The organism is Methylophilus luteus (genome assembly GCF_042676265.1).
GTDB classification, from domain to species: domain Bacteria; phylum Pseudomonadota; class Gammaproteobacteria; order Burkholderiales; family Methylophilaceae; genus Methylophilus; species Methylophilus luteus.
Map to the genome: position 1 here is coordinate 1,706,040 of NZ_JBHTKB010000001.1, position 26,496 is coordinate 1,732,535.

23 protein-coding genes are annotated in these 26,496 nt (G+C 52.5%); 20 read left to right on the forward strand and 3 right to left on the reverse strand.

Features of this window, described 5'->3' with window-relative positions; all coding sequences use genetic code 11:
- The first annotated feature begins 1 nt into the window (after position 1).
- The 14 genes from ACFQ1Z_RS07990 to ACFQ1Z_RS08055 all read left to right on the forward strand — a co-directional run bounded on the left by ACFQ1Z_RS07990 (position 2) and on the right by ACFQ1Z_RS08055 (position 18,911).
- Positions 2-2,134 (forward strand): peptidase domain-containing ABC transporter, encoded by a 2,133-nt coding sequence (locus ACFQ1Z_RS07990; protein WP_379056859.1) that lies wholly within the window; start codon positions 2-4, stop codon positions 2,132-2,134.
- A 119-nt stretch (positions 2,135-2,253) separates the two neighbouring features.
- Positions 2,254-3,159: a hypothetical protein gene (locus ACFQ1Z_RS07995; RefSeq protein WP_379056861.1), complete on the forward strand. Its 906-nt coding sequence runs from the start codon at positions 2,254-2,256 to the stop codon at positions 3,157-3,159.
- 5 nt (positions 3,160-3,164) lie between these two features.
- Positions 3,165-4,664, forward strand: a complete 1,500-nt coding sequence (locus ACFQ1Z_RS08000) for a TolC family protein (protein WP_379056862.1) — start codon at positions 3,165-3,167, stop codon at positions 4,662-4,664.
- Positions 4,665-4,867: 203 nt separating this feature from the next.
- On the forward strand, positions 4,868-5,182 hold the full coding sequence (gene yajC / locus ACFQ1Z_RS08005) for a preprotein translocase subunit YajC (RefSeq protein WP_379056864.1): 315 nt from the start codon (positions 4,868-4,870) through the stop codon (positions 5,180-5,182).
- Between the two features lie 47 nt (positions 5,183-5,229).
- Positions 5,230-7,059 carry a protein translocase subunit SecD gene (secD, locus tag ACFQ1Z_RS08010; RefSeq protein WP_379056866.1) on the forward strand — a complete coding sequence of 610 codons (1,830 nt, stop codon included), beginning with the start codon at positions 5,230-5,232 and terminating at the stop codon, positions 7,057-7,059.
- A 49-nt stretch (positions 7,060-7,108) separates the two neighbouring features.
- The gene (gene secF / locus ACFQ1Z_RS08015) at positions 7,109-8,053 is read left to right on the forward strand and encodes a protein translocase subunit SecF (RefSeq protein ID WP_379056867.1); all 945 of its coding nucleotides are present in this window, start codon (positions 7,109-7,111) and stop codon (positions 8,051-8,053) included.
- 77 nt (positions 8,054-8,130) lie between these two features.
- Positions 8,131-9,399 carry an HlyC/CorC family transporter gene (locus tag ACFQ1Z_RS08020; RefSeq protein ID WP_379056868.1) on the forward strand — a complete coding sequence of 423 codons (1,269 nt, stop codon included), beginning with the start codon at positions 8,131-8,133 and terminating at the stop codon, positions 9,397-9,399.
- 73 nt (positions 9,400-9,472) lie between these two features.
- The gene (gene clpS, locus ACFQ1Z_RS08025) at positions 9,473-9,784 is read left to right on the forward strand and encodes an ATP-dependent Clp protease adapter ClpS (RefSeq protein ID WP_379056869.1); all 312 of its coding nucleotides are present in this window, start codon (positions 9,473-9,475) and stop codon (positions 9,782-9,784) included.
- A gap of 318 nt (positions 9,785-10,102) precedes the next feature.
- Entirely contained in the window at positions 10,103-12,358 is a 2,256-nt protein-coding gene (clpA, locus tag ACFQ1Z_RS08030) for an ATP-dependent Clp protease ATP-binding subunit ClpA (RefSeq protein WP_379056870.1), read from the forward strand.
- A 229-nt stretch (positions 12,359-12,587) separates the two neighbouring features.
- Positions 12,588-12,923: a hypothetical protein gene (locus ACFQ1Z_RS08035; RefSeq protein WP_379056871.1), complete on the forward strand. Its 336-nt coding sequence runs from the start codon at positions 12,588-12,590 to the stop codon at positions 12,921-12,923.
- A gap of 145 nt (positions 12,924-13,068) precedes the next feature.
- Entirely contained in the window at positions 13,069-14,274 is a 1,206-nt protein-coding gene (locus ACFQ1Z_RS08040; protein WP_379056873.1) for a TolC family protein, read from the forward strand.
- A 10-nt stretch (positions 14,275-14,284) separates the two neighbouring features.
- The gene (locus ACFQ1Z_RS08045) at positions 14,285-15,436 is read left to right on the forward strand and encodes an efflux RND transporter periplasmic adaptor subunit (protein WP_379056874.1); all 1,152 of its coding nucleotides are present in this window, start codon (positions 14,285-14,287) and stop codon (positions 15,434-15,436) included.
- 4 nt (positions 15,437-15,440) lie between these two features.
- The gene (locus tag ACFQ1Z_RS08050) at positions 15,441-18,542 is read left to right on the forward strand and encodes an efflux RND transporter permease subunit (protein WP_379056876.1); all 3,102 of its coding nucleotides are present in this window, start codon (positions 15,441-15,443) and stop codon (positions 18,540-18,542) included.
- A gap of 36 nt (positions 18,543-18,578) precedes the next feature.
- Positions 18,579-18,911: a P-II family nitrogen regulator gene (locus ACFQ1Z_RS08055; RefSeq protein WP_379056877.1), complete on the forward strand. Its 333-nt coding sequence runs from the start codon at positions 18,579-18,581 to the stop codon at positions 18,909-18,911.
- 38 nt (positions 18,912-18,949) lie between these two features.
- On the opposite strand, the gene ACFQ1Z_RS08060 is transcribed toward ACFQ1Z_RS08055, so the two are convergent.
- Genes ACFQ1Z_RS08060 through dapA form a run of 3 tightly spaced genes read right to left on the reverse strand, consistent with a single transcriptional unit; the run spans position 18,950 to position 21,884 of the window.
- On the reverse strand, positions 18,950-19,717 hold the full coding sequence (locus ACFQ1Z_RS08060; protein ID WP_379056879.1) for an MBL fold metallo-hydrolase: 768 nt from the start codon (positions 19,715-19,717) through the stop codon (positions 18,950-18,952).
- Positions 19,718-19,730: 13 nt separating this feature from the next.
- A complete protein-coding gene (bamC, locus tag ACFQ1Z_RS08065) occupies positions 19,731-20,987 on the reverse strand; it encodes an outer membrane protein assembly factor BamC (protein ID WP_379056881.1) in 1,257 nt (418 codons plus the stop codon).
- An 18-nt stretch (positions 20,988-21,005) separates the two neighbouring features.
- Entirely contained in the window at positions 21,006-21,884 is an 879-nt protein-coding gene (gene dapA, locus ACFQ1Z_RS08070) for a 4-hydroxy-tetrahydrodipicolinate synthase (protein WP_379056882.1), read from the reverse strand.
- A gap of 270 nt (positions 21,885-22,154) precedes the next feature.
- Between dapA and ACFQ1Z_RS08075 the strand changes: the two genes are divergently transcribed.
- The 6 genes from ACFQ1Z_RS08075 (at position 22,155) to ACFQ1Z_RS08100 (ending at position 26,195) form a co-directional block, all read left to right on the forward strand.
- Positions 22,155-22,946: an RnfABCDGE type electron transport complex subunit B gene (locus ACFQ1Z_RS08075; protein WP_379056883.1), complete on the forward strand. Its 792-nt coding sequence runs from the start codon at positions 22,155-22,157 to the stop codon at positions 22,944-22,946.
- A 62-nt stretch (positions 22,947-23,008) separates the two neighbouring features.
- Entirely contained in the window at positions 23,009-23,668 is a 660-nt protein-coding gene (gene nth / locus ACFQ1Z_RS08080) for an endonuclease III (RefSeq protein WP_379056884.1), read from the forward strand.
- Positions 23,669-23,670: 2 nt separating this feature from the next.
- Positions 23,671-24,120 (forward strand): DUF1841 family protein, encoded by a 450-nt coding sequence (locus ACFQ1Z_RS08085; RefSeq protein ID WP_379056885.1) that lies wholly within the window; start codon positions 23,671-23,673, stop codon positions 24,118-24,120.
- Positions 24,121-24,205: 85 nt separating this feature from the next.
- Positions 24,206-24,544, forward strand: a complete 339-nt coding sequence (locus ACFQ1Z_RS08090; protein WP_379056887.1) for a hypothetical protein — start codon at positions 24,206-24,208, stop codon at positions 24,542-24,544.
- A gap of 20 nt (positions 24,545-24,564) precedes the next feature.
- Positions 24,565-25,437 carry an HvfB family MNIO-type RiPP peptide maturase gene (locus tag ACFQ1Z_RS08095; protein WP_379056889.1) on the forward strand — a complete coding sequence of 291 codons (873 nt, stop codon included), beginning with the start codon at positions 24,565-24,567 and terminating at the stop codon, positions 25,435-25,437.
- Entirely contained in the window at positions 25,437-26,195 is a 759-nt protein-coding gene (locus tag ACFQ1Z_RS08100) for an HvfC family RiPP maturation protein (protein ID WP_379056890.1), read from the forward strand. The genes ACFQ1Z_RS08095 and ACFQ1Z_RS08100 overlap by 1 nt, the downstream gene beginning before the upstream one ends.
- Positions 26,196-26,496 lie beyond the last annotated feature (301 nt).

Sequence of the window (26,496 nt, forward strand, 5' to 3'; positions counted from 1 at the left end):
TATGTGGTTTAAACGCCAATTCCCTGTTGTTTTACAGGATGAAACCTATGAGTGCGGCCTGGCCTGTCTCGCCGCGATCGCTCAGCACTACGGCCAGACTGTAAAGCTCAAAAGCTTGCGCCTGCGCTATGACATCACCTCAAACGGTTTGACTATCTACCACCTGATCAAGGTGGCAGCAAACTTAGGCATGGCAGCCAGGGGGGTGAAGCTGGAGGCGGAAGACCTGGATCAATTGCGCTGTCCTGCGATCCTGCTGTGGAATCATAATCACTTTGTGGTATTGGTGGCATGTAGCAAAAAAACCATAGACATCATGGACCCAGGCGTTGGTCTGCGGCGTTATTCGCGTACAGAGGCGTCGGCCAGATTTTCCGGCGTGGCCCTGGACATACTGGCAGTGGAAAACAATGCTGCAGAAGCATTGCCGCTAGAGCAGTCATCTGAGCAAAAATTCAGTTATGGCTGGCCGGATTTCCGCAAGGCTTTTTTCAAGTACCCAGCTTACCTATACCCCATGATAGTGTTTGGTGTGCTGGCACAGACGATCACCCTGGTCATGCCAAAATTCGTATCGCTGGCCGTGGATGAAGTGCTAGGTAAACAGGACAAGGAGTTTCTTTCTTTACTGCTATATATATTTGGCACCCTGGCACTAGTGCAATTGGTGGCTTTATTTTTAAAGAATGCTTTAATAAGCCGTTTGCGCGCTGACATCAGCGAGTGGCATGGTGCAAAAATCGTGCAATCTTTGCTGCAAATGCCGCTGATCTACTTCTCACGCCGTTCGGCGGCAAATCTGTTGCGCAAAGTGCGGGCCATAGACTCCATTCATGTCGCCTATACCCAGGGATATATAGAAATAGGCATCTCGTTTTTGAGCGTGGCGGCTATCAGTATTCTGTTGCTGTTGGTGCACCCTATGCTGGGAGGCACGGTGGTGGTGATTGCGATTGGTTTGCTGATCATCCGCCATGTCGCGCTGCAGCGCATGATGCAGCTCAAAGAGGGCGTGATTGAAGCTGAGGTCAAGCGTGACCTGCAGTTGCTGGCAGCAGTACGCACCATACGCTCGATCAAACTTAAAGGGCTCAGTTTCATCCACACCAGTAATTGGCTGAGTGAGCACATGTCGCTCGAATCCTACCGCATCAAGCTGGATCATATGCTTGAAAATCTGGGGGCCTTCTCCACGGTGCTGACCTCTGCCATGACCCTATTACTGCTCAGCATAGGCGCATCTTTGGCGTTGGAGGGTGAAATAACCACAGGTGCCTTGTTCGCTACCTTGCTTTACACGGCTTTATTGATGAATGCGATCAATACCATGGTTATGTCACATCATGCGGTAAAGATGGCGTTGGTGGAAACCAACAAGCTGCATGACATCACTCCCAGCTCGCTGCAGATCCCCGACATTTCCAGCTATGCCAGTTCAGTCGCCGCGGTGGAAAGTTGGCATAGCACACAGCTACAGGGGATTTCTTTTGCTTATACCAATCTGGATGTCCCCATACTGAACGCGCTGGATTTTAAAATCGCTTATGGCGAAAAAGTATGTATACGAGGGCAGTCCGGAGCCGGAAAAACGACCTTGATCAACCTGATCTGTGGTTTGCTCAAACCTACAGCAGGCCAGATCTATATGAATGATATTGCATTAGACCGACATGGTCATGAGCTGTTACGGTCGGCAGTTGCCGTCAGTTCGTTTGACGATGAGATAGTCGATGGCACGGTGATAGACAATATCCTGTTCGGCAATATAGATCTGGATCCTGACCGTTTTGAATATGCGGTCGAGACTGCCGGCATGCGCTCCATGATCCCGCAGTTACAGCATGGCTTGAATACGCGCATAGGCAGCACTGGTGCCGGCTTATCCAGCGGGCAGAGGCAGCGTTTGATGCTGGCACGAGCGCTTTATCAACTGCCACGCCTACTGATACTCGACGAACCGACCTCGCATCTGGATGACATCAATACCGACACCATCATCGCCTCCTTGAATAGCTTGACTATGGCCACCCTGATCATCACCCACGACAAGCGGGTAGAAGCGATCTGCGATCATCATTATTTACTGGATGGAGGCACATTGACCATGCTTTCCCAACACAAGAGCACCACATGATGCCACCATTTTCTTATGCATCGCGCTGGCTGAAACAGTGCATTTATTATGTGAGATTCTCAGCATTGATCCCGGTATATCTATGTTTGCGTGCAGGGCGATTCCCCTGGGCATGGGCCATGGCAGACTTCAGCGGCCGTATCTATTTCCCAAAGGAGCTTGAATCCCGTTGCATTGGCAATGCGATGCTTATCGTAGGCCCGGCTTTTTTTAAAGTCTCTTCACGCTATCGTCGCTCTCAAGTATTGCAACTGGTGAACCGCCGGCTATCTGTGGCCGAAGTCAAAAAGGACATCACTCACTATCTTGGCAAAATGATCTTCCCATACGTATCTGTGCATGACACCGGCAATTTTGCGGCCCGTATCATCAGCACGCGCTGCATGATTGCATTGACGCATACAGGTGATCACTTTGTCTCCATCAGTGCGGTGGGAAAGCTGCTGGCTAATAGCGGTTTAAGGCTGATCGTGCCCATCACGGTATTGAAAAAACCCATGCAGGACACTATCGAGCGCTTGAGTGTGATCACGGGCGGGAAAGTGCAATGTGTAGGTGCAGACCGCGCAGGCATGTTTGCAATGCTGCAGGCGGCCAAGGACCCAAAATGCCGTATTGCGGTGTTCTATGATCTGAGCCCGCAGAATGACAGCATTGAATATGATGTTCTTGAACCTTGCATGCTGCTAGGGCGCAAGGCTTATATGGCCAGTGGTGTTTGGCGCATCGTAGAGCGCTTGGGCTGGCCGGTGCTCTATGGTCATGGTTCTATGGACCAACACGGATATCACCTATATCTGAAGGCCTGGCACGAAGAAGCTCAGGACGTTGCCAGCCTGATGTCTCTAGGCGTTAACTATTTAGAGCAGCATCTATTGGACCATCCTGACAGCTGGCTTTATCTGGCTAATTTAGAACGGTTTTACGAAGCGCCAGTTGCGCTGCAAAAAAAACTCCACAAGGCACAAAAGCAGGCATTCTCACAGCTTTTGCAGCGCTGGCGGCCGGCCAAGGTCCAAGGTTGAAAGCGATGAGACACCAGTTAAAAAATGCCTGCATGGTGGCGGTCACTGCCAGCTTGTTGACGGCTTGCAATTTATCCCCATTCTCTAAAGCCGAGCCACCAGCGCTAGTGCAGAATACCTTTCAATTCACAACCCTGGGTGACAAAACCACGGCAGAAAAAGAAGTCGTCACTTACTGCGCGGCAGACCCTTTGCTTGACTTTGCCCCTTATACCGAGAATGCTGAGTTGAATCGTTTACTTGCTGCTGGCAGGGAAAACAATGTCGATCTGCGCATAGCCACTCAGCGCGTGAGTGAAAGCCAGGCAAAGCAGGATGGCACCCTGGCTGCACTTTTTCCTACTTTGGGATTAGGGCTGAGTGCTATCAGGAGTGATAATTCGCAATCTCGCGCCGATCTTTCGGTGTTGTCGCCACGCCTGAACAACATTCTGGGCAGCACCTCGCCTATACAAACCCGTTATAGATCCCAGCTGGGTATCACCGGCTATGAAATCGATGTCTGGGGCAGGCTGCGCAGTCTGAATAATGCCGAAAAATCGCAGGTATTGTCGCAGCAAGCCTATAGATTATTCACCATGGTTGAGCTGCAGGCGCAGATCCTCACCCACTATTACGACCTGCAGTTTACGGCAAAAGCGCGTAGCGCATTGCAGCGTGAAATGGCTTTACGCAAAAAAGCAGAGGCCTATATGCAGATGCTGATGGCAGGCGGACAGCTTTCAGAACTGGAAATACAAAACTGGAACATGCAAGGCAGGTCGCTGCAAAAAAATTACACTGACCTTGAACGGCAGATGCACGCGTCATATGGCACGCTATATCGTTTAACTGATTTACCTGAACTATTGCAGCAACGTGGTTTGACCGCCTTAAACCAATGGCCAAGCCAGGAAATGTGGCGAAACAGGCCGATTGATTCCCGCGTCGTGTTACTGCGTCCTGACGTGCAGTATGCAGAACTCAATATCAGCCGGGCGGATGGCAACATAGGCGCGGCCAGGGCAGCATTTATGCCAGTACTCAAGCTGGACATGACTTTTGGGCGCACCTCCGAAACTTTCTCCGATGTCATGTCCTATGCTGGCAAAGGCTGGACCATCATGCCTTCGCTGTTCACCAGCATTTTCGACTTTGGCAAAAACAGAGCGAACCTCAATGCAGCCAAGGCCCAGGCGCGTATCGCCTTGATCGAATACCAGAAATCCCTGATCCAGGCTTATCAAGATTTGCAAGATGCCATAGACAAGATGAGCGTTGCCAGCACGCTGCGTGCACAGGCGCAGGCCAATGAAAAACTGATGCGGGCCATACAGTTGAAAGCACAGGCTGGCCGCAAGGCGGGAATGAATTCGGATTTAGACATATTGCTGCTTAAGATTGAAGCAACCGAAATCGAGCTTGATCGCATCAAGATCGAACGCGACGCCACGCAGGCTCAGGTATTGCTCTACCGTGCCCTGGGTGGGCGCTACCTGAAACAGTGCGATAGCAAAACTTCCTGAATTGCCGGCGCCTGCTTGCTGGCCTGAGCGATGCAGCTGCAACAGGCACGCTGCGCACAAGACATTGAGCAGACGCAAAATCCCTGATTCAAAAAACAGCTTTTCGCTGGCATAGTCACTACCCACTCACCCTCACGTTTATTCTTCTGCTGCCTGTGCTAAAATCGCGTGTTATTTCGTAGATAGATTCAGGAAGAAAAAATATGTTGATCAGCAATGCCTATGCCGCCTCTGCAACAACCAGCGATATCATGAGCTTTGTGCCCATGATAGTGATTTTTGTGTTGTTCTATTTCATGCTGATCCGTCCGCAAGTCAAACAGGCAAAACAACATAAAGCCATGCTGGAAGCATTAAAAGCTGGCGATGAAGTGGCAACAACCGGTGGTATCGTCGGCAAGGTGACTAAAGTCGGCGACAGCTTTATCAGCATTGAAATCGCTGCCAGCACTGTGGTCAATGTGCAAAAACACACCGTACAAACTTTGTTGCCGCCTGGCACCATCAAGTCCATTTAATTACAAGTGACCATTTTCCAGTCCTTTATTCCGTATAAGAGTTTTCTATGAACCGTTATCCATTATGGAAATACGTGCTGATAGGCACAGTCTTTGTCATTGGTTTGCTTTACACCATCCCCAACTTTTTTGGTGAATCGCCAGCGGTGCAGATCAGTCCGGCCAAAAGTTCTCTCAAGGTAGACGAGAACCTGCTGCATAAAGTGGAAGACACTTTAAAACTGGCTAACATCCCTATTGATGGCCTGTTTCTGGATGCCAGCGGCGTGAAAGTGCGCCTGGCCAATACGGATACCCAGTTGCAGGCAAAAGACAAACTGGTGTCTACCCTGGGCAAAGACTACACTGTGGCACTCAACCTGGTGCCGCAAACACCAAACTGGTTGCAAAGCATAGGCGCCAAGCCTATGTATCTGGGCCTGGATCTGCGCGGTGGCGTGCACTTTCTGCTGCAGGTGGATATGAAAGCCGCGCTGGATAAGGCAGCTGAAAGTACGGTTGGCGATTTCCGTATGTCTTTGCGCAAGGAAAAAATCAACTACTACGGCATAGAGCGCCAAGGCCAGACCGTGGTGGTTAAATTTGAGTCTGAGGCTGAAGCAACCAAGGCGCGCAACCTGCTGGCAAAAAACTTTGCTGACCTGACCTACAAGATCTCAGGCGGCGCTAAAGAGTTCAGTCTGACGGCCAGCATGAGCGCCATGGCGCAACAACATATCCAGGATTTTGCGCTCAAGCAAAACCTGCAGACCCTGCATAACCGTATCAATGAGCTGGGTGTGGCTGAGCCTATCGTGCAGCAGCAAGGTGTAGACCGTATCGTCGTGCAATTGCCCGGCGTGCAGGATACGGCAAAAGCCAAGGATATCCTGGGTCGCACGGCGACACTGGAGATCCGCATGGTAGATGAAGATAAAGCCGATATGGCCACCTTGCAGAAGGCGCAAAACGGCCAGGTACCGTTTGGTGACGAACTGTATTTTGACCGTGAAGGACGCCCGGTCCTGGTCAAGAAGAGTGTAGTACTGACCGGTGACCGCATCACCGATGCCGGCCCTGGCGTAAACGGCCAGAACGGTTCTTCTGTGGTCAACGTGACGCTGGATGGCCGCGGCGCTGGTATCTTCAAGAACGTGACCCGCGAGAACGTCGGCAAACGCATGGCTATCCTGCTGATTGAAAAAGGCAGCACCGAAGTGATCACCGCCCCGGTGATCAATGAAGAGATAGGTGGCGGTCGCGTGCAGATCTCCGGCATGGCCAACGCGCAGGAAGCGACTGATATCTCATTGCTGCTGCGTGCAGGTGCACTGGCAGCGCCTATGGAAATCATAGAAGAACGTACAGTCGGCCCTAGCATGGGTGAAGAAAACATCAAGCGCGGCGTGCACTCTACGCTGTGGGGTTTTGCCGCCATCGCGGTGATGATGATCATCTATTACATGGTGTTTGGCGGTGTGTCGGTGATGGCTCTGGGTGTCAACCTGCTGTTGCTGGTGGCTATCCTTTCCATGCTGCAAGCGACCCTGACGCTGCCTGGCCTGGCGGCGATCGCACTGGCGCTGGGTATGGCGATTGACGCCAACGTGCTGATCAACGAGCGTATCCGTGAAGAACTGCGCAATGGCAACACGCCGCAAGCCAGTATCCATGCCGGTTACGATCGCGCATTCGATACCATACTCGACTCCAACGTCACCACGCTGATCGCAGGCCTGGCGCTGTTTATGTTTGGTACTGGCCCGATCAAGGGCTTTGCCGTGGTGCATGTATTGGGCATTATGACTTCGATGTTCAGCGCTGTGCTGGTCTCTCGCGCGCTGGTCAACCTGTTGTACGGCTACAGACGCAAGATAGAGCGCCTGCCTATCGGTTAAACCGGCCTGGCACTAGCGATCGCTGTCACAACCTATTTGAGAACAGATTATGGAATTATTCAGAATTAAAAAAGATATCCCGTTTATGAGTTACGGGCGTCTGACCACCTCGATCTCGCTGATCACCTTTATATTGGCGGTGTTCTTCCTCATGCACAGAGGCCTGCATTACGGCGTGGATTTTACAGGCGGCACAGTGATGGAAGTGCACTACCCGGCCACTGCCGATATCAGCAAGATCCGTGAAGTCATAGACCAGACCGGGCTTAATGATGTCACGGTGCAGAATTTCGGTTCCAGCCAGGATGTGCTGATCCGCCTGCCGGTGAAAAAAGAACTGTCGATCGCACAATTGTCAGAAAAAATCTCCACCTCGTTGAAAAATGCAGATAGTGGCGCCGAGATCCGCCGTGTGGAATCTGTAGGCTCGCAGGTGGGTGAAGAGCTCTACGAGAACGGTGCACTGGCTTTGCTGCTGGTGTGTGCCGGCATCATGGGTTACCTGGCGCTGCGTTTCGAGTGGCGCTTTGCGGTGGCGGCGATTATCGCCAACATGCATGACGTCATCATCATTCTCGGTTTCTTTGCGTTTTTTCAGTGGGAGTTCAACCTGACGGTGCTGGCGGCTATCCTGGCGGTGCTGGGTTACTCGGTCAATGAATCGGTGGTGGTATTTGACCGCGTGCGCGAAAACTTCAAGAAAATGCGTAAAGCGTCTGCCGTGCAGGTGATAGATAACGCCATCACCCGCACCATGTCACGTACCATCATCACCCACCTGATGACACAGACCATGGTCTGTTCCATGCTGTTTTTTGGTGGCGAGACCCTGCATAACTTTTCGCTGGCTCTGACCATAGGCATTCTGTTTGGTATCTACTCCTCGGTATTGGTCGCCTGCCCTATCGCCATGTGGCTGGGCGTGAGCCGTGCCAACCTGATCGGTGATTCGGAAAAGAAAGCAAAAGAAGACGAAGCAGCGCTGGCACCTTAATTTTAGCGTTAGTCTCTGCTTGGATTTTTAGCCACTGGTGGTTACACTAGTGGCTTTCTTGTTTTAGCCACACTCCCTTGGACAATATTCCCTTAAGCTGGCAGATAGGCTTATTACTTCTGCTACTGTCACTCACGGCGTTTTTCTCCGTCGCCGAGACCAGCCTGATGTCGCTCAACCGTTACCGCATGCGGCACATGGCCAAAGAAGGCCATCGCGGTGCCAAGCTCGCCAGCCGCCTGATCGCGCAAACAGACAAAACCCTGGGCGCTATCCTGCTGGGCAACACGTTTTGTATCGTAGGCTCGTCAACGCTGGAAGTGATCATTTCAGAGCGGTTGTTTGGCGAAGGCGACTACGTGCTGATGTGGGGCTCACTGGCCATTACTTTTGCCATCCTGGTATTCAGCGAGATCTCGCCTAAAGTCATTGCCGCCGCCCATGCCGAAAAACTCGCCTATGCCACCAGCTATCTGCTCTATCCGCTGATCTGGCTGTTCAATCCGGTCGTCTGGTTCGTCAATCTGTTCGTCAAGGCATTCGTTAAATTGCTGGGCGTGCGCGTCAACTTTGACCAGGCCCAATCAGTGACCACCGACGAGTTACGCAGCATAGTCAGCGACGCCGGGCAATATATCCCCTCGCAAAACCGCACCATACTGCTCAACCTGCTGGACCTCGAAGATATCCTGGTCGACCATGTGCTGACCGCACATACGCAGGTAGAGTTTGTCGACCTTGACCACCCCATAGACCAGATCATGGAACAGCTGGCCAATAGCCGCCATTCCAGATTGCCGGTCAGGCAAGGCGATCATGAGGATATCGTCGGCATCGTGCATGTACGTAAAGTATTGCCTTTATTGCGTGACTTCTACATAGGCAGGGTGCCGAGCAAAGACTTGTTGCAGGCGGCGATCAGCCCGCCTTACTACATTCCGTCTGGCACGCCGCTGTATACCCAGCTGCAGCAATTCCAGAAACATCATGAACGCATCGCCCTGGTGGTGGATGAATACGGTGAGTTCAGGGGGCTGCTGACGCTGGAAGATATCCTCGAAGAAGTGGTAGGCGAATTCACTACCCAATCGCCCGAACGCACCAAGGATTTTCAGCAGAATGAAGATGGCAGCTGGCTGGTCGATGGCAGCAGCCAGTTACGCGACATTAACCGAAAATTGAAACTCTCCCTGCCAATTGACGGTCCACGTACCTTGAATGGCTTGATTCTTGAGCATTTTGAGGACATCCCGGAACCAGACACCAGCTTCAAGCTCGGTGAGCACAGGCTGGAGATCGTCGACGCACAGGATCGCATCGTCAAGCTGGTCAAAATTTATCTTTGATCTACCCCCCATCTGGCACTTGAATTTTTTCATACAAAGCGCAAAATAAACTTAAGATCAGGTATGCAAAATTATGGTACGACCCAAGCGTGATGGTGATTTGGCACTGGACCCACAAGTTGCCAAACCTAAGCCTCCAGAACTATATAAAGTGTTGTTATTGAACGACGACTACACCCCTATGGAGTTCGTCGTTGCCGTGATCGAGCGTTTTTTTTACAAATCTCGCGAACAAGCCACGCAAATCATGCTCAAAGTACATACTGAGGGTGCCGGAGTGTGTGGTGTTTACCCGCAAGACATCGCTGAAACAAAAATGCACCAGGTGCTGGAATCCGCACAGGAAGCACAACACCCTTTGCAATGTGTGATTGAAGCCGCTTAAAGCCACGCAAGCTGTATCAACGGAATATAAAGGGAATAACATGACATTCCCGCGCTTTAATCTGAAGCGAGCAGTGCTAGCATAGCTGATGAAGATAGAGCCCTTGAGTCTTACACCCGGCAGACGACTGCTGAGCTAGCGTGAACAAAAATAAATCACCAATAATGACTGATAGCTCTAACGTACCATTGAAATTTTTGCATTTAAGCACGATATTAATAAACAGACACAGGCGCACTGGTGTACATTAGTAGCATCTGTGAACATAGCGTTTTTCCTAGTGTATTTTTGTAGTGTAGTGTATTAAGGAAAGTCATCATGATTGCTCAAGAACTTGAAGTTAGCCTGCACATGGCTTTTATGGACGCGAGACAAAAGCGTCACGAATTGATCACAGTTGAGCATCTGTTACTGGCTATGTTGGATAACCCAACTGCCGCAGAAGTGCTACGCGCATGCGGGGCCAAATTCGATACCCTGCGCGGCGAGCTTACCCAATATATTGAAGAACACACTCCCACCGTGGCTGGCACTGACGAGGTTGATACACAACCTACGCTCGGTTTCCAGCGCGTGATCCAGCGTGCCATGCTGCACGTACAATCGTCCGGCAAAAAAGAAGTGACTGGCGCTAACGTGCTGGTCGCCATTTACGGCGAGAAAGATTCGCATGCGGTGTTTTTCCTGCATCAGCAAGGCGTGACCCGCCTGGATGTGGTGAATTTCATTTCGCACGGCGTGGCCAAGATCCAGGAAAGCGAGCCTAAAGCCAGCAATACCGAGCAGGAGACCGAAGGTGAAAGTGTCTCTACCGGCGCGCTGGAAAGCTTTACGCTCAACCTCAACGCCCAAGTGGTTGCCGGCAAGATAGATCCGCTGATAGGCCGTAGCCTGGAGCTGGAGCGCGTCATTCAGACCTTATGCCGCCGCCGTAAAAACAACCCGCTGCTGGTGGGTGAAGCCGGCGTGGGTAAAACCGCGATTGCCGAAGGCCTGGCCTCACGCATAGTCAACCAGGAGATCCCCGAAGTGCTGAAAGATGCCACTGTCTACTCTTTAGACATGGGCGCACTGCTGGCTGGCACCAAATACCGTGGTGATTTTGAGCAACGCCTCAAAGCGGTGATGAAGCAACTGGCAGAAAAACCAGAAGCCATCCTGTTCATTGATGAGATCCATACCCTGATAGGCGCGGGCTCAGCCAGTGGCGGTACGCTGGATGCCAGCAATCTGCTGAAACCTGCTTTGTCCAATGGCTCGCTCAAGTGCATAGGTGCGACTACTTATCAGGAATACCGCGGTATTTTTGAGAAAGACCACGCCCTGTCACGCCGCTTCCAGAAAATCGATGTGGCTGAACCTAGCGTCGCGGAAACCATAGAGATACTCAAAGGCCTGAAAACCAGGTTTGAAGAGCATCACAGCGTCAAGTACAGTGCCAGCGCACTGACAGTCGCAGCTGAGTTGTCGGCTAAATACATCAATGACCGCCATCTGCCGGACAAGGCGATAGACGTGATCGATGAAGCCGGTGCGGCGCAACGTATCCTGCCCAAGAGCAAGCAGAAGAAGATCATTGGTAACAAAGAGATCGAAGAGATCATTGCCAAGATCGCGCGCATTCCGCCCAAAAATATCTCTACTGATGACCGCAACGCCTTGAAAACGCTGGAACGCGATCTGAAAGCGGTGGTATTCGGCCAGGATAAAGCCATAGATGTACTGGCTTCAGCTGTGAAAATGGCGCGTAGCGGCCTGGGCAACGGTAACAAACCTATCGGTAGCTTCCTGTTTGCCGGCCCTACCGGTGTCGGTAAGACTGAAGTCGCCAAACAACTGGCTTATGTGCTGGGCATTGAGTTGCTGCGCTTTGACATGTCTGAATACATGGAGCGACACGCCGTCTCGCGTCTGATCGGTGCGCCTCCGGGCTATGTCGGGTTCGACCAGGGCGGCTTGTTGACTGAAGCCGTGACCAAGCAGCCATATTGCGTGTTGCTGCTGGACGAGATCGAAAAAGCGCACCCGGATATTTTCAATATCCTGCTGCAAGTGATGGACCATGGTACTTTGACCGACAATAATGGCCGCAAAGCGGATTTCCGCAATGTGACCATTATCATGACCACCAATGCCGGGGCCGAGAACTTGTCCAAAGCCAGCATAGGCTTTACCAACAGCAAAGACGTCACTGACGAGGCGGCTGACCTCAAGCGCTTGTTCAGCCCTGAGTTCCGCAACCGTCTCGATGCGACAGTCTCGTTCGGCGCACTCAACCAGGAGATCATCTTGCGCGTGGTCGACAAGTTCCTCATGCAGTTGGAAGATCAGTTGCACGAGAAAAAAGTCGATGTCACATTCAGTGATGAGCTTAAAGCCTACCTGGGTAGAAAAGGCTTTGATCCGTTGATGGGTGCGCGCCCTATGGCACGTTTGATTCAGGACACTATCCGCAAGGCACTGGCCGACGAATTACTGTTCGGTCGCCTGAACGAGGGTGGTCAGGTGCACATCGATATTGATGAGAATGACCAGATCAAACTCAACTTTAAAGAAGAAACTATTTCGGCCTAATCGCCCGGATTAGGCCGATAGCAACTATGCGACCACAGCGACATCAACTATAATGTCGCTGTGGTTTTTGCACTTTAAAAGTGCATATCGCTTTTCGTACTAGGCGGAAATTGAAAAATCGCATAGCTAAAGCATTTAAATCAATAGCTTACACACGCATTCATCGCTGGTACGGTAATTGCTCATGTTTAGTCATCACGGGCAACCAGGCTCAGCCTTGATTTTGTACATGCAAAAAATTTTTTATCTATTACATTTGTTGTGTTTAGTGTTCGCATTGCAGACAACTGCTGCAGAACCGGTAGCCACAACAACGCTGCTAGAAACCGGCACCCTAGGGGTGATACTCTCCAATCCTATCGATGATTCTTTATCTGCAGACTTTGTAGAGGTGATAGGCTTTGTCGACATGTTGCAAGTGCCTGAAGTCGATGTAGACAAGATCACCTTGCCAGCGATAAGTTATCCTTTACATCGGGCCAGCCATCACGCGCCTGAACACAAATTACCTGTCTATCGTATTCTGTTCCCCTTCTGGCTAGACCGGCCGCCGCAACTCGCTTAGCAATATCCTCCCTCTTTCGGCCTGGCTGTCAGAGTGTAATTTTAATTATTAATTAAGGTGGCTATGTCATGATAGGCATAGTCATCTGAGAAGGATTGTTATGTTAAGTCATATCCGCTGGCGAAAAGCGTACAGACTACTGTGCTTGTCTTGCCTGATATCGCCGATAGCGTTTGCCGAACCTGCGTTTGACCTGAAAACCCTGCTGGATAAAGCCGTCGCCGAGAACCCGACCATGGCCGTCAGCAAAGCGCAGATTGAAGCTGCCATTGCTGGCATCACCGTTGCCAGATCTTTTGCTAACCCGGACCTCGAACTCATGGCCGGTCCGGCCAAATACCGCGGGGTCCCCACACCGGGCGCCAACGAAAGAAACTATGGCGTCACCGTTTCACAACCGCTGGAATTTCCCGGCACCCGCGCGTCACGCCGCGAGCTGGCTGAACAGCAACTCACCTATGCCGAAAAAGGCATACTAACCACCAGCTTCGATCTGCGCAATCTGATCAAGCAGGCATATCTGACTGTGCAGCTGCGCCAGCAAGTGCTGGAAATGTTTGCTGCCAACCTCAACGTATTGCGCGAGATTCAAAGCAAGATCAAACGCAAAGTTGAGGTCGGCGAAGCGGCCAGATACGAGTTGATCAAGGCAGATACCGAATTACTGGTCGCTGAGCGGGATTATGCCAGTGCGCAGACACGCATAGATGAAGCCAAAGCCATTCTGCGTGGCATGATAGGCAATATGCCGGATGAGTTTGAAATCAAAGCTCAACCACCTGTCATCAACACCTTGCCAGATATCACTACCTTACGTCAGTCTGCTGAGAACAACCCTTATTTACAGCAACTGATCACCGCCAAAGATGGCGCAGAAGCCAAATTAAGACTGGAGAAGGATCTGCGCTTTCCCGGCCTGACATTAAAGTCTGACTTCACCCAGGACCCTGACCTGAATACGTTCAGGGTGGGCGTTGTGGTGCCATTGCCGGTGTGGAACCGGCGTGAAGGCCAGATCGCGCAGGCTGCTGCCGGCATCGACGAAGCAGACGCCAACATCAAATTGCAAAAGCAAGTGCTGCGCAAGGAAATTGACAGTGCCTACCAGCGCAATGTCATTGCCAGCAACCAGCTCAAAGTGTTTGAAAATGGCTTATTGCAGCAATCCGAAGCCACGCTCAGCCGTGCAGAAGCCGCTTATAAGTTCGGAGAACGCGGCATCCTCGAATATCTGGATGCGCAACGCGTCAATCGTGATGTCAGACGTGACTATCTGATTGCCAAATTCGATTATTTTTTCAGTGTATTGCAAATCGAACGTTTCATCGGTTCGGATTTGGTTCAACCATAAGGGAATGGTCATGTCTCGTATTTTATATTCAACTTTATTCACTGTCGCACTGGCGGTGATGTCCACTGCGTGTTCCGAAAAACCGGCACCTGCCGCAGAAACCAAAGCCGTAGTTGACCCTAACCTGGTCGTACTCACCCCTGAACTGGAAGCCAATATCAAAACCGGCGTAGTCAGCGAGATACAATTTGTCGATACCTTGCGTATTCCCGGCCGTATCCAGGTGGATGAGCAGTATGAATCCAGGGCTGGCGCCTCTATCACCGGCCGTATCAGCACGCTGGATGTCAACCTGGGCGATGAAGTCAAGGCAGGCCAGCGCCTGGCGACCATCAAGAGCACCGAGCTGGCACAGTTCCAGCTCAATTACATCAAGGCCAGCCAGCAGGTGCAACTGCAGACCAAAGCGGTCGACAGAGCCCGACAGTTACTGGAAGCCGATGTGATCAGCCAGGCCGAACTGCAACGTAGAGAAGGCGAACTGCATGCTGCCAACGCCGAGGTCAATGCGGCCCGTGACCAGTTACTGGTGCTGGGTATGGCACCTGGCAATATCTCCAAGCTGGGTTTGCAGAACAGTGGCATGTCCACCAGCCAGGTCAACTCCAAGATCACCGGTACTGTGATCGCGCGTAAGGCCAGGTTAGGGCAAGTGGTCGCCCCGGCGGAAGAACTGTTTGTGATCGCAGACCTGTCGCATGTGTGGGCGGTGGCAGAGATCCCTGAGCAGCAGATCGCGCATATCAAAGAAGGCCAGTCGCTGAATATCGAAGTGCCGGCGCTGGATGATGCAGAACTGACCGGCACCCTGGCTTTTGTCGGCGATATCGTCAACCCGGCCACACGTACGGTGATGGCGCGCGCCAATATCAGCAACAATAAAATGCTGCTGAAACCCGACATGCTGATCACCATCTTGCTCGAAGCCAAGCCTGAGACTGTGATCGCCATCCCGTCTACCGCGGTAGTGCGTGAAAACAATGCAGACCATGTCTTCGCGCAAACGCTGAAATCCAAACAATACAAGCTACTACCTGTAACGCTGGGCCGTACTTATGACGGCAAGAAAGAGGTATTACAAGGCTTGCAACCTGGTGACCAAATCGTGCTGGACGGCGCTTTCCACGTAAACAACGAGCGCAAGCGCAAGGAAATGGAGTAAAAGCATGATTGAATCGATGATTCGAGGGGCGCTCAAGCAGCGCCTGATTGTATTGGTACTTGCCGTTGCACTGGTGTTCGCCGGCTTGTTCGCAGTGAAAAACCTGTCAGTGGATGCCTTCCCTGACGTCACCAATGTACAGGTGATGATCGCCACCCAGGCCACCGGCAAATCTCCGGAAGAAGTAGAACGCTTTATCACCGTGCCGCTGGAGATCGCCATGACCGGCTTGCCTGGCCTGGTGGAAATGCGCTCGGTCAATAAAAATGCCTTGTCACTGATCACCCTGGTATTCACCGACAGCACCGATGTGTATTTCGCACGTCAGCTGGTGATGGAACGCCTGATGGAAGTGATGGAACGCATGCCTGATGGCGTCATGCCTATCCTGGGCCCGGTATCTACCGGCTTGGGCGAGGTATACCAGTTCACCCTGGATAAACCTGGTGATGGCAAAAAACCATTAAGCCAGGCCGACCTGACTGAACGTCGCGCGATCCAAGACTGGGTAGTCCGCCCCTTGCTGCGCGGTATCCCCGGTGTGGCTGAGATCAACTCGCAGGGCGGCTACGTCAAGCAATACCAGGTGCTGGTCAACCCTGACCGCATGACGCACTTCTCTATCAAGCTGAAAGATGTGTATGAAGCGTTGGCACGTAACAATGCCAATAGTGGCGGTGGCATCCTGCAACACCATGCCGAGCAATACCTGATACGCGGCGTAGGCCTGGTGCAGAACCTGGACGATATCCGCAATATGGTGCTCAAGGAAGAGAACGGTATCCCGGTCTATATCCGTGATGTCGCCGAAGTGACCATAGGCCATGAAGTGCGGGTCGGGGTGGTGCTTAAAAACGGCGATACCGAATCGGTAGGCGGTATCGTCATCATGATGCGTGGCGGTAACGCCAAAGAAGTGGTCAGCCGCATCAAAGCACGTGTCGAAGAAATCAACAGCAAAGGCATGTTGCCCCATGGGCTGCAGATCGTGCCCTACTATGACCGTAGCGAGCTGGTCGATGCTGCGCTGCACACCGTCACCAAAGTGCTGATCGAAGGCATTATCCTGGTAGTGGTGGTGCTGTTCCTGTTCCTGGGTGACATACGCTCCAGCGTGATCGTGGTCGGCACCTTGATACTGACGCCTTTGATCACTTTTATGGTCATGAACCATTACGGCATCTCAGCCAACCTGATGTCACTGGGCGGCCTGGCGATCGCCATTGGCCTGATGGTCGATGGCTCGGTGGTGGTGGTAGAAAACGCTTTTCACCACCTGGGTCACCGCAAGGATGAGAGCAAGATACGCGTGGTGCTGGAGGCAGCCAGCGAGGTCGCCACCCCGGTGTTATTCGGCGTCGGCATCATCATCCTGGTGTTTTTACCGCTGATGACGCTGGAAGGCATGGAAGGCAAGATGTTTGCGCCACTGGCTTACACCATCGCCATTGCCCTGTTCGTGTCGCTGGTGTTATCGCTGACCATGACGCCGGCCTTGTGTTCTTATCTGCTCAAAGGCGGTAGTGGCGAAGATACCAAGTTTATCCAGGCGATCAAACGCCCTTACCTGAAAGCCCTGAACTGGGTGCTCAACAACGAGAAAAAAACCATCATCGCCTCCAGCCTGCTGTTTATAGGCACCATCGCCCTGTTTCCTTTCCTGGGTACTTCGTTTATCCCGGAAATGAAAGAAGGTTCTATCGTACCTGGAATCAACCGCGTGCCTAATATCTCGCTGGAAGAATCCATGAAGATGGAAAACAAGGCCATGAAACTGATCATGGAGCAGGTGCCAGGCGTTAAATCGGCGATCTCCGGCCTGGGCCGCGGTGAAAGCCCGGCAGATGCGCAGGCACAAAACGAGTCTACGCCTATCATCAGCCTGAAACCGCGTGAGGAATGGCCGGCAGGCTGGACTCAGGATGACATCGCCGAAAAAATGCGCGAAGTGCTGGAGAAATACATTCCTGGCGTGCAGATCATTATGGCGCAACCTATCTCTGACCGTGTCGATGAACTGCTGACCGGTGTGCGTGCCGATGTTGCGGTGAAGATCTTTGGTGAAGACCTGGATACACTGAAGCAGAAAGCAGACGAGATCGCCAGGATAGCGGGTACCGTGCAAGGCGCGACTGAGATCAAGGTGGAAAAAGTGTCCGGGCAGCAATACCTGAACATCACCATAGACAGGCAGGCGATCGCCAGGCACGGCATCAATGCCGCAGATGTGCATGACGTGATAGAAACCGCGATCGGCGGCAAGATCGCTACCGAGATCTTCGAGGGACAACGTCGCTTCTCTGCCGCAGTCCGCTACCCGGAATCTTTCCGAGATGATGAAGAAGCCATACGCAATATCATGCTGACCTCACCTAATGGCTCACGTGTAGCCCTGGATGACCTGGCAGATATTGAGATCAAGGATGGCCCGGCACAGATCAGCCGTGAATTGGCCAAACGCCGCATCGTGATCGGCGTCAACGTCAAAGACCGTGACCTGGGTGGCTTTGTGGCCGAGATGCAACAGGTGCTGGACCAGAAGCTGCAATTACCGGATGGTTATTACCTGGAATACGGCGGCCAGTTCCAGAACATGGAACGCGCCATGGGCCACCTAATGATCATTATCCCGGTGACCATTGCCGCCATCTTCTTCCTGCTGTTCTTGCTGTTCCAGTCCATGCGTTTCGCCACCATGATCATACTGGTATTGCCGTTCGCCTCTATCGGTGGCGTCATCGCCCTGTTTATCACAGGCGAATACCTGTCAGTGCCTGCTTCAGTCGGCTTTATCGCGCTGTGGGGCATAGCGGTGCTGAATGCGGTGGTACTGGTGTCTTATATCCGCACCCTGCGCGATGAAGGCAAGAGCCAGCTGGATGCGATCCTGCAGGGTTGTGCCCAGCGTTTCAGGCCGGTGATGATGACAGCCACCGTTGCCATGCTGGGCCTGGTGCCTTTCCTGTTTGCGACCGGGCCCGGGGCTGAAGTGCAACGTCCGCTGGCAATCGTCGTGATCGGCGGGCTGATCACTTCCACCCTGCTGACGCTGATCGTGGTCCCTACGTTGTATCGTAAGTTTGAAGAAAGCAAGATCGAGGCATAATGCCGCCGCGTGAAAGAGCGATCGAAAGGATATTTTATGAAAGAAATCAAAGCAGTCATACAACCGGCCAGATTAGCAAAGATCCGCTCGGCACTGCGTAATATCAAGGGTTTCCCCGGCATGTCGGTGAACAAGGTCGAAGGCTGCGGCCACCACTTGCAAAAGCCCAGCATAGGCGTGCGCGAAGAGCTGACCGACTACAGCCCTAAAATGTATTTATACATGGTGGTGCCGGATGAGCTGGTAGAAGGTGTTTTGCAAACCATAGTAGAAGTCGGCCACACCGGCAATATCGGCGACGGTATCGTCTGGGTGACGCCGGTGGAACGCATGATACGTTTATCCGAACAGATACACGTGCTGGATTAACAGCCGCCAGCCTTTGCGCTGACGGCTTAACCAGCCACTTATAAAGCTCGCCAGTCCAGCCCCTGCTGTTGACTGGCGATCTGCACCCAGTCAGCTGCACACTGTAATACTTCACTCAACGCCTGCTGTGCCAACGCAGGCGTATTATTTTTTTCGCTCAGGTGCGCCGCCACCAAATGTTTCAGCTTGCTGTTATCCAGTTGCGCTAACAGTTTGGCACTGCTCTGGTTATCCAGATGCCCCAGCCAGCCACCGACACGTTTCTTCAGCGAGTGTGCATACGGTCCGGTACGCAACATCTCCAGGTCATGATTACATTCGAGCAACAGGCCGTCACAGCCATGCAGCATGGCCACGATATGCGGCGTCACACTGCCAACATCGGTCAACACGCCAAATCTGCGTGCACCGTCGCCGAACACGAACTGGGCCGGCTCGCGGGCATCATGTGGCACCGGATAAGGCATCACTTCAATATCCTGCACGGCAAACGTGGTATGCGCGTCTATGATATGCACAGTCAGCGGCTGCGCAGGCAGATAGCGCTGGCACATGGTATAAGTGCCATAGGTGGTCCATACCGGCACCTGGTAGCGCGCCGCCAGCTTGAAGGCTCCGCGCGCATGGTCGTCATGTTCATGTGTGATCACTATCCCTGACAGCTGTTCCGCTTGCAGGCCCAGCCGGCTCAGGCGCAGCACGGTCTCTTTGACACTAAAGCCGCAGTCGAGCAAAAGCCGGGTTTCCCCGGCTTCCACCACAGTGGCATTTCCTGCACTGCCACTGCCTAACGATGCAAATCGCACGCGATTTCCCCGCTTATTTCAACTGTTCATAGAGCAGTGACACGATGCGGTTAGCCGTGGTTGAAGTATTGCGTTTGTTTTCGGGCGTCAACACATACACATCGGTAGTGTCATCGGCATTCTCCAATACCTGGATATGGTACTGTTTGCTGGCTTTGTCGCCTTCTGAGGTGCCCTTCCAGAACTTGGTCTTATCTCCAGACTTGCTTTCAACAGAGCCCTGGGCTTTGTCGTCATCATCGCTGCCCCAGAACTTCAGGCGCTCCAGCAAGCCTTTTTTCTGTTTGATCGGGTCTTCGGCATCGCTATCTGCATAACGCACATAAAAAATACCCTCAGAACGGTTTTTATCTTCAGTGACGAAACCGATGCGGTCCAGTGCCAAACCGACACGACGCCAGGCGCGGTCAAATGGCTCGTTCAGCTTCAGCGTCACGCTCTGATCGGCCTCTTTCACTACATCGGCACGTTTGTCAGAAGCGGCCTGAGTCATGACCTGATCGGCTTTCTGTTCGTCCAGGCCCAGTTTGACCATCATGCGGCGCAATAACTCTGCATCAAGATCGGCATCGAATTCCTGGCCGGCGGTGTTTTTGGTCTCTGCTGCATTGGCACGGTAACCGGTATCTATTTTACCCAGCTGGGTATTCACATAGTTCTTGCCATCATCCGGTGCACCGGCGACAGTGCGATGCGTCATGTAAATCTCGGTAGTGCCCTCTTTTTCACCGCGCTCCAGCCGGGTGCGGAATTTGCGCCTGTCGGCAAAACCGGATAATTTATCCAGCCAGGCATCAAACTTGTCGCCGTAGCTACGGTTATCTTCCTTAGGTTTGATGGCATCAGTCTGCAACCATTCGGTTTCAATCACGCCGACTTCAGGATTCTCGACTTTGACTGCAAAACCCTGATCCAGCCAGAAATCACGCACTACAGGCCAGATCTTTTCCGGTGGCGCATTGACCACCAGCCAGCGCTGGTTACCCGCTTTGACCATACGCACGTTCTTCATATCGGCCAGTACCGGCTGCGGGCCATTCTGCTCCTGCTCTTCCTGACCCTGGCTATAGGCGGAATAGCTGGTGCTGCCAGGCACGTTATAAGTGCCGCTGGTGCGCACTGAAGTCAGGTCTGGCGGTACTTCCAGCGATTTGGAGCGGCCAGCGCCCTTGTAATCAGAAGTGTTGTTCAAAAATGGTATCGAATCGCAGCCAGCCAACACGACAACCAGACCTATCAGCAGCGCACGCTGTAAAAACACATTACTCATGTAATTCATTTCCCTCATTTAAGATGCGATCTCTGCCTGTTTCATGGCGTGACGCAGCACTTCATGATATTGGGTTGAAAGATTGACCAGTGGCAAACGGATACCAGCCGCAATCATTCCCATTTGTTGTAATACCCATTTCACTGGAATCGGATTAGCTTCTACAAACAATTTCTGATGCAGGGCAAACAGTTTGGCATTGGCCGCCCGTGCATTGACCACATCGCCTTTGAGTGCAGCGACACACATTTCATGCATCAGGCGCGGCGCCACATTGGCAGTCACAGAAATCACGCCTTTGCCACCGAGCAGCATCAACGCCAGCGCACTGCCATCGTCACCGCTGTAGACGGCAAAATCAGCCGGCACCCGCAACATCAGATCGGTGCCACGCTCTATGCCGCCGGTCGCGTCTTTGATGCCGACGATATTGGGCACAGCAGCCAGGCGCAAAACGGTGTCGTTAGTCAGGTCGCAGCCGGTGCGGCCAGGCACATTATAAAGAATCTGCGGAATATCGACGGCTGTCGCCACTGCTTTAAAATGCTGGTACAAGCCTTCTTGCGATGGCTTGTTGTAGTAAGGCGCCACCAGCAGGCAGGCATCAGCCCCGAGCGCCTTGGCTTTTGCCGTCAGTTCTATGGCCTCAGAAGTCGAGTTTGCGCCGGTTCCGGCGATCACCGGCACACGTTTTGCAACATGCTCGACCGTGGTCTTGATCAGCACACAATGCTCATCCACATCTACCGTAGGCGACTCGCCTGTGGTACCGACGATCACGATGCCATCTGTGCCGGCGTCTATATGAAAATCGATCAATTTCTTGAGCGTATCCAGATCCAGACGGCCATCTTCAAACATGGGGGTAACGATTGCCACCAAACTACCCGTTAACATACTTCTGCCATTCGATAATAAAGCGATTATTTTAACTGATTATGCGCCTGAACGCCAAAGAAGCGCGCTGCATACGCGCAGTGTATCGCGTCAGGCATGGCAAGCAGTGGCAATAAATCCACCGGCCGCTGCTGACGCCAAAAAAGCAGGCGCAATCCGCCTCATGCTACGCTGCACCAGGGAGCCCATCCACGATGTCTGCCACAGGATTCGGCTATAATAAGCATCTTGAGAAATTGACGGTGAGAAACGCAACTTGCGTGTGATTTCATGCAACCTTTTAGCCATGATGCGATTGCGCCCATGACAGACGCCAGCGGCCAGCAGCGCCCGCGTGCTGAGCAATACTCTGCGCTGGAACGCGTTGACCTTATAACACGTATAGACCTGGTGTTGCCGCAGACCCAATGCCAGCAATGTGGATACCCTGGCTGCAAACCCTACGCTGCCGCCCTCGCTGATGGCGAGGCCAGCATCAACCAATGCCCTCCGGGTGGCGAAACAGGCATACGCACACTGGCAAAATTATTGGACCTGCCCTATTTGCCGCTGAACACCGCCCACGGCATCACCAAGCCCAAAGCCATCGCCATGATAGATGAGCATCGCTGCATAGGCTGCACGCTATGTATCAAGGCCTGCCCGGTGGATGCTATCCTCGGTGCATCCAGACAGATGCACACGGTGATCAGCCAGGAATGCACAGGCTGTGAGTTATGTCTGGCCCCCTGCCCGGTCGATTGCATCATCATGCAGCCGCTTGCGCCTTCTCAAGCTACATCAGCCGAAACTCCAGCCAAAGCTGCGCAAACGCAAACTGCAGTTGCAGTCGCGGCTGCCGACCTGGCCCGGCGACGCTATCAGCAGCGGCAGCAAAGGCAGGAACGCGAAAAACTGGCGCGCCTGCAAAGCGTTAGCCAGAAAAAAACTGGGCAGACTGCCGCGGATAAAGACGCCATAGCACCAGGCACAGACGCGATCAAAAAAGCAGCGATTGCAGCGGCCATGGCGCGGGTACAAGCTTTAAAAACCGGCACCAGCCCGACAAAAGACTATGAATGACTTACCTTTGACCAACTGCCTGAGTGCATGCCACCAGGCCAGCGATTATTGATACTGCTTTTATGAATGCACAGAAAAGACTCGCCATTTTTGAAAGACTGGCCATTGCCATCCCGCATCCGGCTACAGAACTGGAATACAGCAGCACGTTTGAATTGTTGATCGCCGTCATCCTGTCGGCCCAGGCCACAGATAAAGGCGTCAATGTCGCCACGCGCAAGCTATTCAGGGTCGCCAATACACCACAAGCGATAGTCGATTTAGGCCTTGAAGGCCTGGAAAGCTATATCAAGACCATAGGTCTGTACCATGCCAAGGCGCAGAACGTATTGAAATGCTGCATGCAACTAATCAGCTTGCATCAGGGTCAAGTACCGGACAAGCGTGAAGCACTGGAGGCACTGGCCGGTGTGGGTAGAAAAACGGCCAATGTGATCTTGAATACCGCTTTTGGTCAGCCTACCATTGCCGTCGATACCCATTTGTTTCGCGTTGGCAATCGCACCAGGCTGGCCACTGGCAAAACCGTGCTTGAAGTCGAACAACGTTTTTTAAGCAGCACACCCAAGCAGTTCTTGCAGGATGCACACCACTTGCTGATCTTGCATGGCCGTTATACCTGTACTGCGCGCAGCCCTAAATGCGGGGTCTGCTGCATAGTCGATTTATGTGAATATCGTGATAAACAGATACATCCGGTGTTGCCACCGGCAGGAAGCTAACCATGGCCTTATTCAACCCCAGCCGCGATGAAGTTCGTCAGTTTTTCTTTGATGCCTGGGCCAAGTTCCAGCAACAGCAGGTATTGACCGAGCTTGAAAAAATGGCGGTCGGTATCATGCATCTGCACCCTGAATACCAGGCCATCCTCGATGCGCCGGAGCAGCATCTGCAGCAGGCCTATTATCCGGAAATGGGTGAAACCAATCCTTTCCTGCACATGAGTCTGCACCTGTCTATCCAGGAGCAGATCAGTATCAACCAGCCAACCGGCATCACGCAGGCTTATGGCAAACTATGCAGCCGTTATCAGGAAGAACATGCCGCCCAGCATGCCCTGCTGGAATGCCTCGCAGAAACCATCTGGCTGGCGCAACGCAACCAGACCGGGCTGGATGCCGCGCATTATCTGCAACTGATAGAGCAGCGCGCCGGCATTGCTCCCACAACTTAAGTTGTGTTTCAATAGCCAGTAAACCCTGGTTAGCTTTACCCACAGGCCAGTCCACCTTTATCACTGTTCATTAAGGAAACCAAACATGACTACCCATAAAATTGCCGCCATTTCCAGTGCTGTTGCTTTATCTGTGGCCGCCGCTGCCGCGCAGGCCGTAGAAAATCCGTTTGAACTGAAGACCCTGGGCCAGGGCTATCAGGTGGCCGACGCCGAGAAAGCCAAAGAAGGCAAATGTGCCAATGGCAGCTGCGGCGCAGACAAGAAAAAATCCAAAGAAGGTCATTGTTCTGCAGACAAAGCAAAAGATGGCAACCATCACCATGACAAGGCTAAGACAGGTGCCGATGCTGCTGACAAGTCAAAAGAAGGCAGCTGTTCGGCCGACAAGATGAAAGAAGGCAGCTGCCACGCCAGCAAATAATGGCTGACGCGGTTTAGGGCATGCCACAGTTGTCTGCTATTGCGGGTACCGGGCTGGGGCTGAAGCGCGAGCTGATGCAGCCGCTCAGACAGCAGCATGGCCTGGCCCTGCTGGAGCATCTGCAGTTTGTAGAGATTGCCCCCGAGAACTGGATTGGGGCCGGTGGCAGATATGCTGCCGAGCTGCGCTGGTTTGCCGAGCGTTACCCTATGGTCTGCCATGGCCTGTGCTTGTCTCTGGGCGGGCCTGACCCGCTCAATATAGACTTTTTACAGCAAGTGAAGCAGTTTATGGCTGACTTTGACATCCCGCTGTATAGCGAGCATTTAAGCTACTGCAGTGACAACGCTAATGGCTATATCTACGACTTACTGCCTATTCCGTTTACCGAAGAAGCGGTGCACCACGTCGCTCAGCGCATACGGCAGACTCAGGATATCCTGGAGCAAAGGATAGCCGTCGAGAATGCTTCATTTTATGTAGCCGCCCCCACCTCCGAGATGGACGAAAGCAGTTTTATCAATGCTGTGCTCAGCGAAGCTGACTGCAACCTGCACCTGGATATCAATAATGTGTATGTGAACAGCGTCAATTTCGGCTTTGATCCATTCCGCTTTATTGACCAGCTGCCGGCGGAGCGTATCGTTTATGGCCATATCGCCGGCCACCTGCAAGCCGCACCTGATCTACTGGTAGATACGCATGGCGCAGCCATCATAGACCCGGTGTGGCAATTACTGGCCTATGCCTATCAGAAAGTCGGCGTATTCCCCACCCTGCTGGAACGCGATACGAATATCCCGCCTTTAACCGAGCTGATGCAGGAAGTCGACACTATCCATCGCATGCAGCAGCAAGCGAATCAACCATACAGTGTGAACCGGGTCGCTTGATGAAACCCGCGCTGTTCCAGCAATATCAGGCGACGTTTAATGCGCACCTGCGCGATCCTGCGCAACAGCCCAAACCGCGCGGCACCGATGCCAGGCGCATCGCTATTTACCGCGAAATCGTATTCAACAATTTTTTAGCCAGCATCAGCGCCTGCTTCCCGGTGCTGCTTTCCATCCTCGGCAAGCGCCGTTTCAAGCAGCTGGCCAGACAGTGCTTTCACGACCATAAATTCAGCAGCCCTTTATTTGCAGATATCCCCAAAGCGCTGGTCGATTACCTGCAGACGCTGGATCTGACTACACACAATTTGCCGCCCTACACGTTGCAGCTGGCCCATTACGAATGGGTGGAGCTTTATCTGGCTAAGCTGCCAGATGCAGCACCAGCATCGCCAGTCACGCCTGTGCGGCAGGCTAGCGACCTGGCCGCAGCCGTTTTGCAATTACCTGCGGCGCACATGCTACTGAGCTATGACTATGCAGTGCAGCGGCTGTCTAAAAAACATGCGCAGCTGCCAGCCGCGCCGACTTATTTACTGGTGTATAGGAAAACCGATTTCAGCATAGCGTTTATAGAGCTCAATGCCATCAGCTACCAGTTATTGCAACGCATACAATCACAAGCAGCCAATGTCAGTCACCATCTGCAGCAACTGGCGCAAGAGCGGCTGCCGCATTTATCCATACAAAGCGTTTCAGAATTCGGATTACAGCTGCTACACAGCCTCTACCAGCAGCAGGCGATAGTCCAAAAATAAGTATAACCATCAATGCTTGTCGTTTTTTTACAACAATTAACAATACTTTCTTTACTGTTTTTGGCCTTGGCTGATATCAGCCATACCCCTCAGCACGCCGCCCTGGCTCAAGGTTGGGCAAAATTAAACTGGGCCGGAACTTACTATTTTCAGCCAACTAATTAACGCAACAATAATTATCCAGAAAGTTTTTTTCCTTTCCGCATGCCGTTGTTGCTCAATTCTTTGTAAAGATACTGATAGAATGTCAACAAAGAATTGAGATATATTGATTATGCAGAATTCACTAGCTAAAGAAGCA

Coding starts and splice junctions, on each gene's coding strand:
- ACFQ1Z_RS08035 (WP_379056871.1), top strand. CDS start 12,588: ATGCAAAAAATTTTTTATCTATTACATTTGTTGTGTTTAGTGTTCGCA.
- clpS (WP_379056869.1), top strand. CDS start 9,473: ATGGTACGACCCAAGCGTGATGGTGATTTGGCACTGGACCCACAAGTT.
- nth (WP_379056884.1), top strand. CDS start 23,009: ATGAATGCACAGAAAAGACTCGCCATTTTTGAAAGACTGGCCATTGCC.
- ACFQ1Z_RS08095 (WP_379056889.1), top strand. CDS start 24,565: ATGCCACAGTTGTCTGCTATTGCGGGTACCGGGCTGGGGCTGAAGCGC.
- clpA (WP_379056870.1), top strand. CDS start 10,103: ATGATTGCTCAAGAACTTGAAGTTAGCCTGCACATGGCTTTTATGGAC.
- ACFQ1Z_RS08055 (WP_379056877.1), top strand. CDS start 18,579: ATGAAAGAAATCAAAGCAGTCATACAACCGGCCAGATTAGCAAAGATC.
- ACFQ1Z_RS08090 (WP_379056887.1), top strand. CDS start 24,206: ATGACTACCCATAAAATTGCCGCCATTTCCAGTGCTGTTGCTTTATCT.
- ACFQ1Z_RS07995 (WP_379056861.1), top strand. CDS start 2,254: ATGGCAGACTTCAGCGGCCGTATCTATTTCCCAAAGGAGCTTGAATCC.
- dapA (WP_379056882.1), bottom strand. CDS start 21,884: ATGTTAACGGGTAGTTTGGTGGCAATCGTTACCCCCATGTTTGAAGAT.
- secD (WP_379056866.1), top strand. CDS start 5,230: ATGAACCGTTATCCATTATGGAAATACGTGCTGATAGGCACAGTCTTT.
- bamC (WP_379056881.1), bottom strand. CDS start 20,987: ATGAGTAATGTGTTTTTACAGCGTGCGCTGCTGATAGGTCTGGTTGTC.
- ACFQ1Z_RS08075 (WP_379056883.1), top strand. CDS start 22,155: ATGCAACCTTTTAGCCATGATGCGATTGCGCCCATGACAGACGCCAGC.
- secF (WP_379056867.1), top strand. CDS start 7,109: ATGGAATTATTCAGAATTAAAAAAGATATCCCGTTTATGAGTTACGGG.
- ACFQ1Z_RS08050 (WP_379056876.1), top strand. CDS start 15,441: ATGATTGAATCGATGATTCGAGGGGCGCTCAAGCAGCGCCTGATTGTA.
- yajC (WP_379056864.1), top strand. CDS start 4,868: ATGTTGATCAGCAATGCCTATGCCGCCTCTGCAACAACCAGCGATATC.
- ACFQ1Z_RS08085 (WP_379056885.1), top strand. CDS start 23,671: ATGGCCTTATTCAACCCCAGCCGCGATGAAGTTCGTCAGTTTTTCTTT.
- ACFQ1Z_RS07990 (WP_379056859.1), top strand. CDS start 2: ATGTGGTTTAAACGCCAATTCCCTGTTGTTTTACAGGATGAAACCTAT.
- ACFQ1Z_RS08100 (WP_379056890.1), top strand. CDS start 25,437: ATGAAACCCGCGCTGTTCCAGCAATATCAGGCGACGTTTAATGCGCAC.
- ACFQ1Z_RS08045 (WP_379056874.1), top strand. CDS start 14,285: ATGTCTCGTATTTTATATTCAACTTTATTCACTGTCGCACTGGCGGTG.
- ACFQ1Z_RS08000 (WP_379056862.1), top strand. CDS start 3,165: ATGAGACACCAGTTAAAAAATGCCTGCATGGTGGCGGTCACTGCCAGC.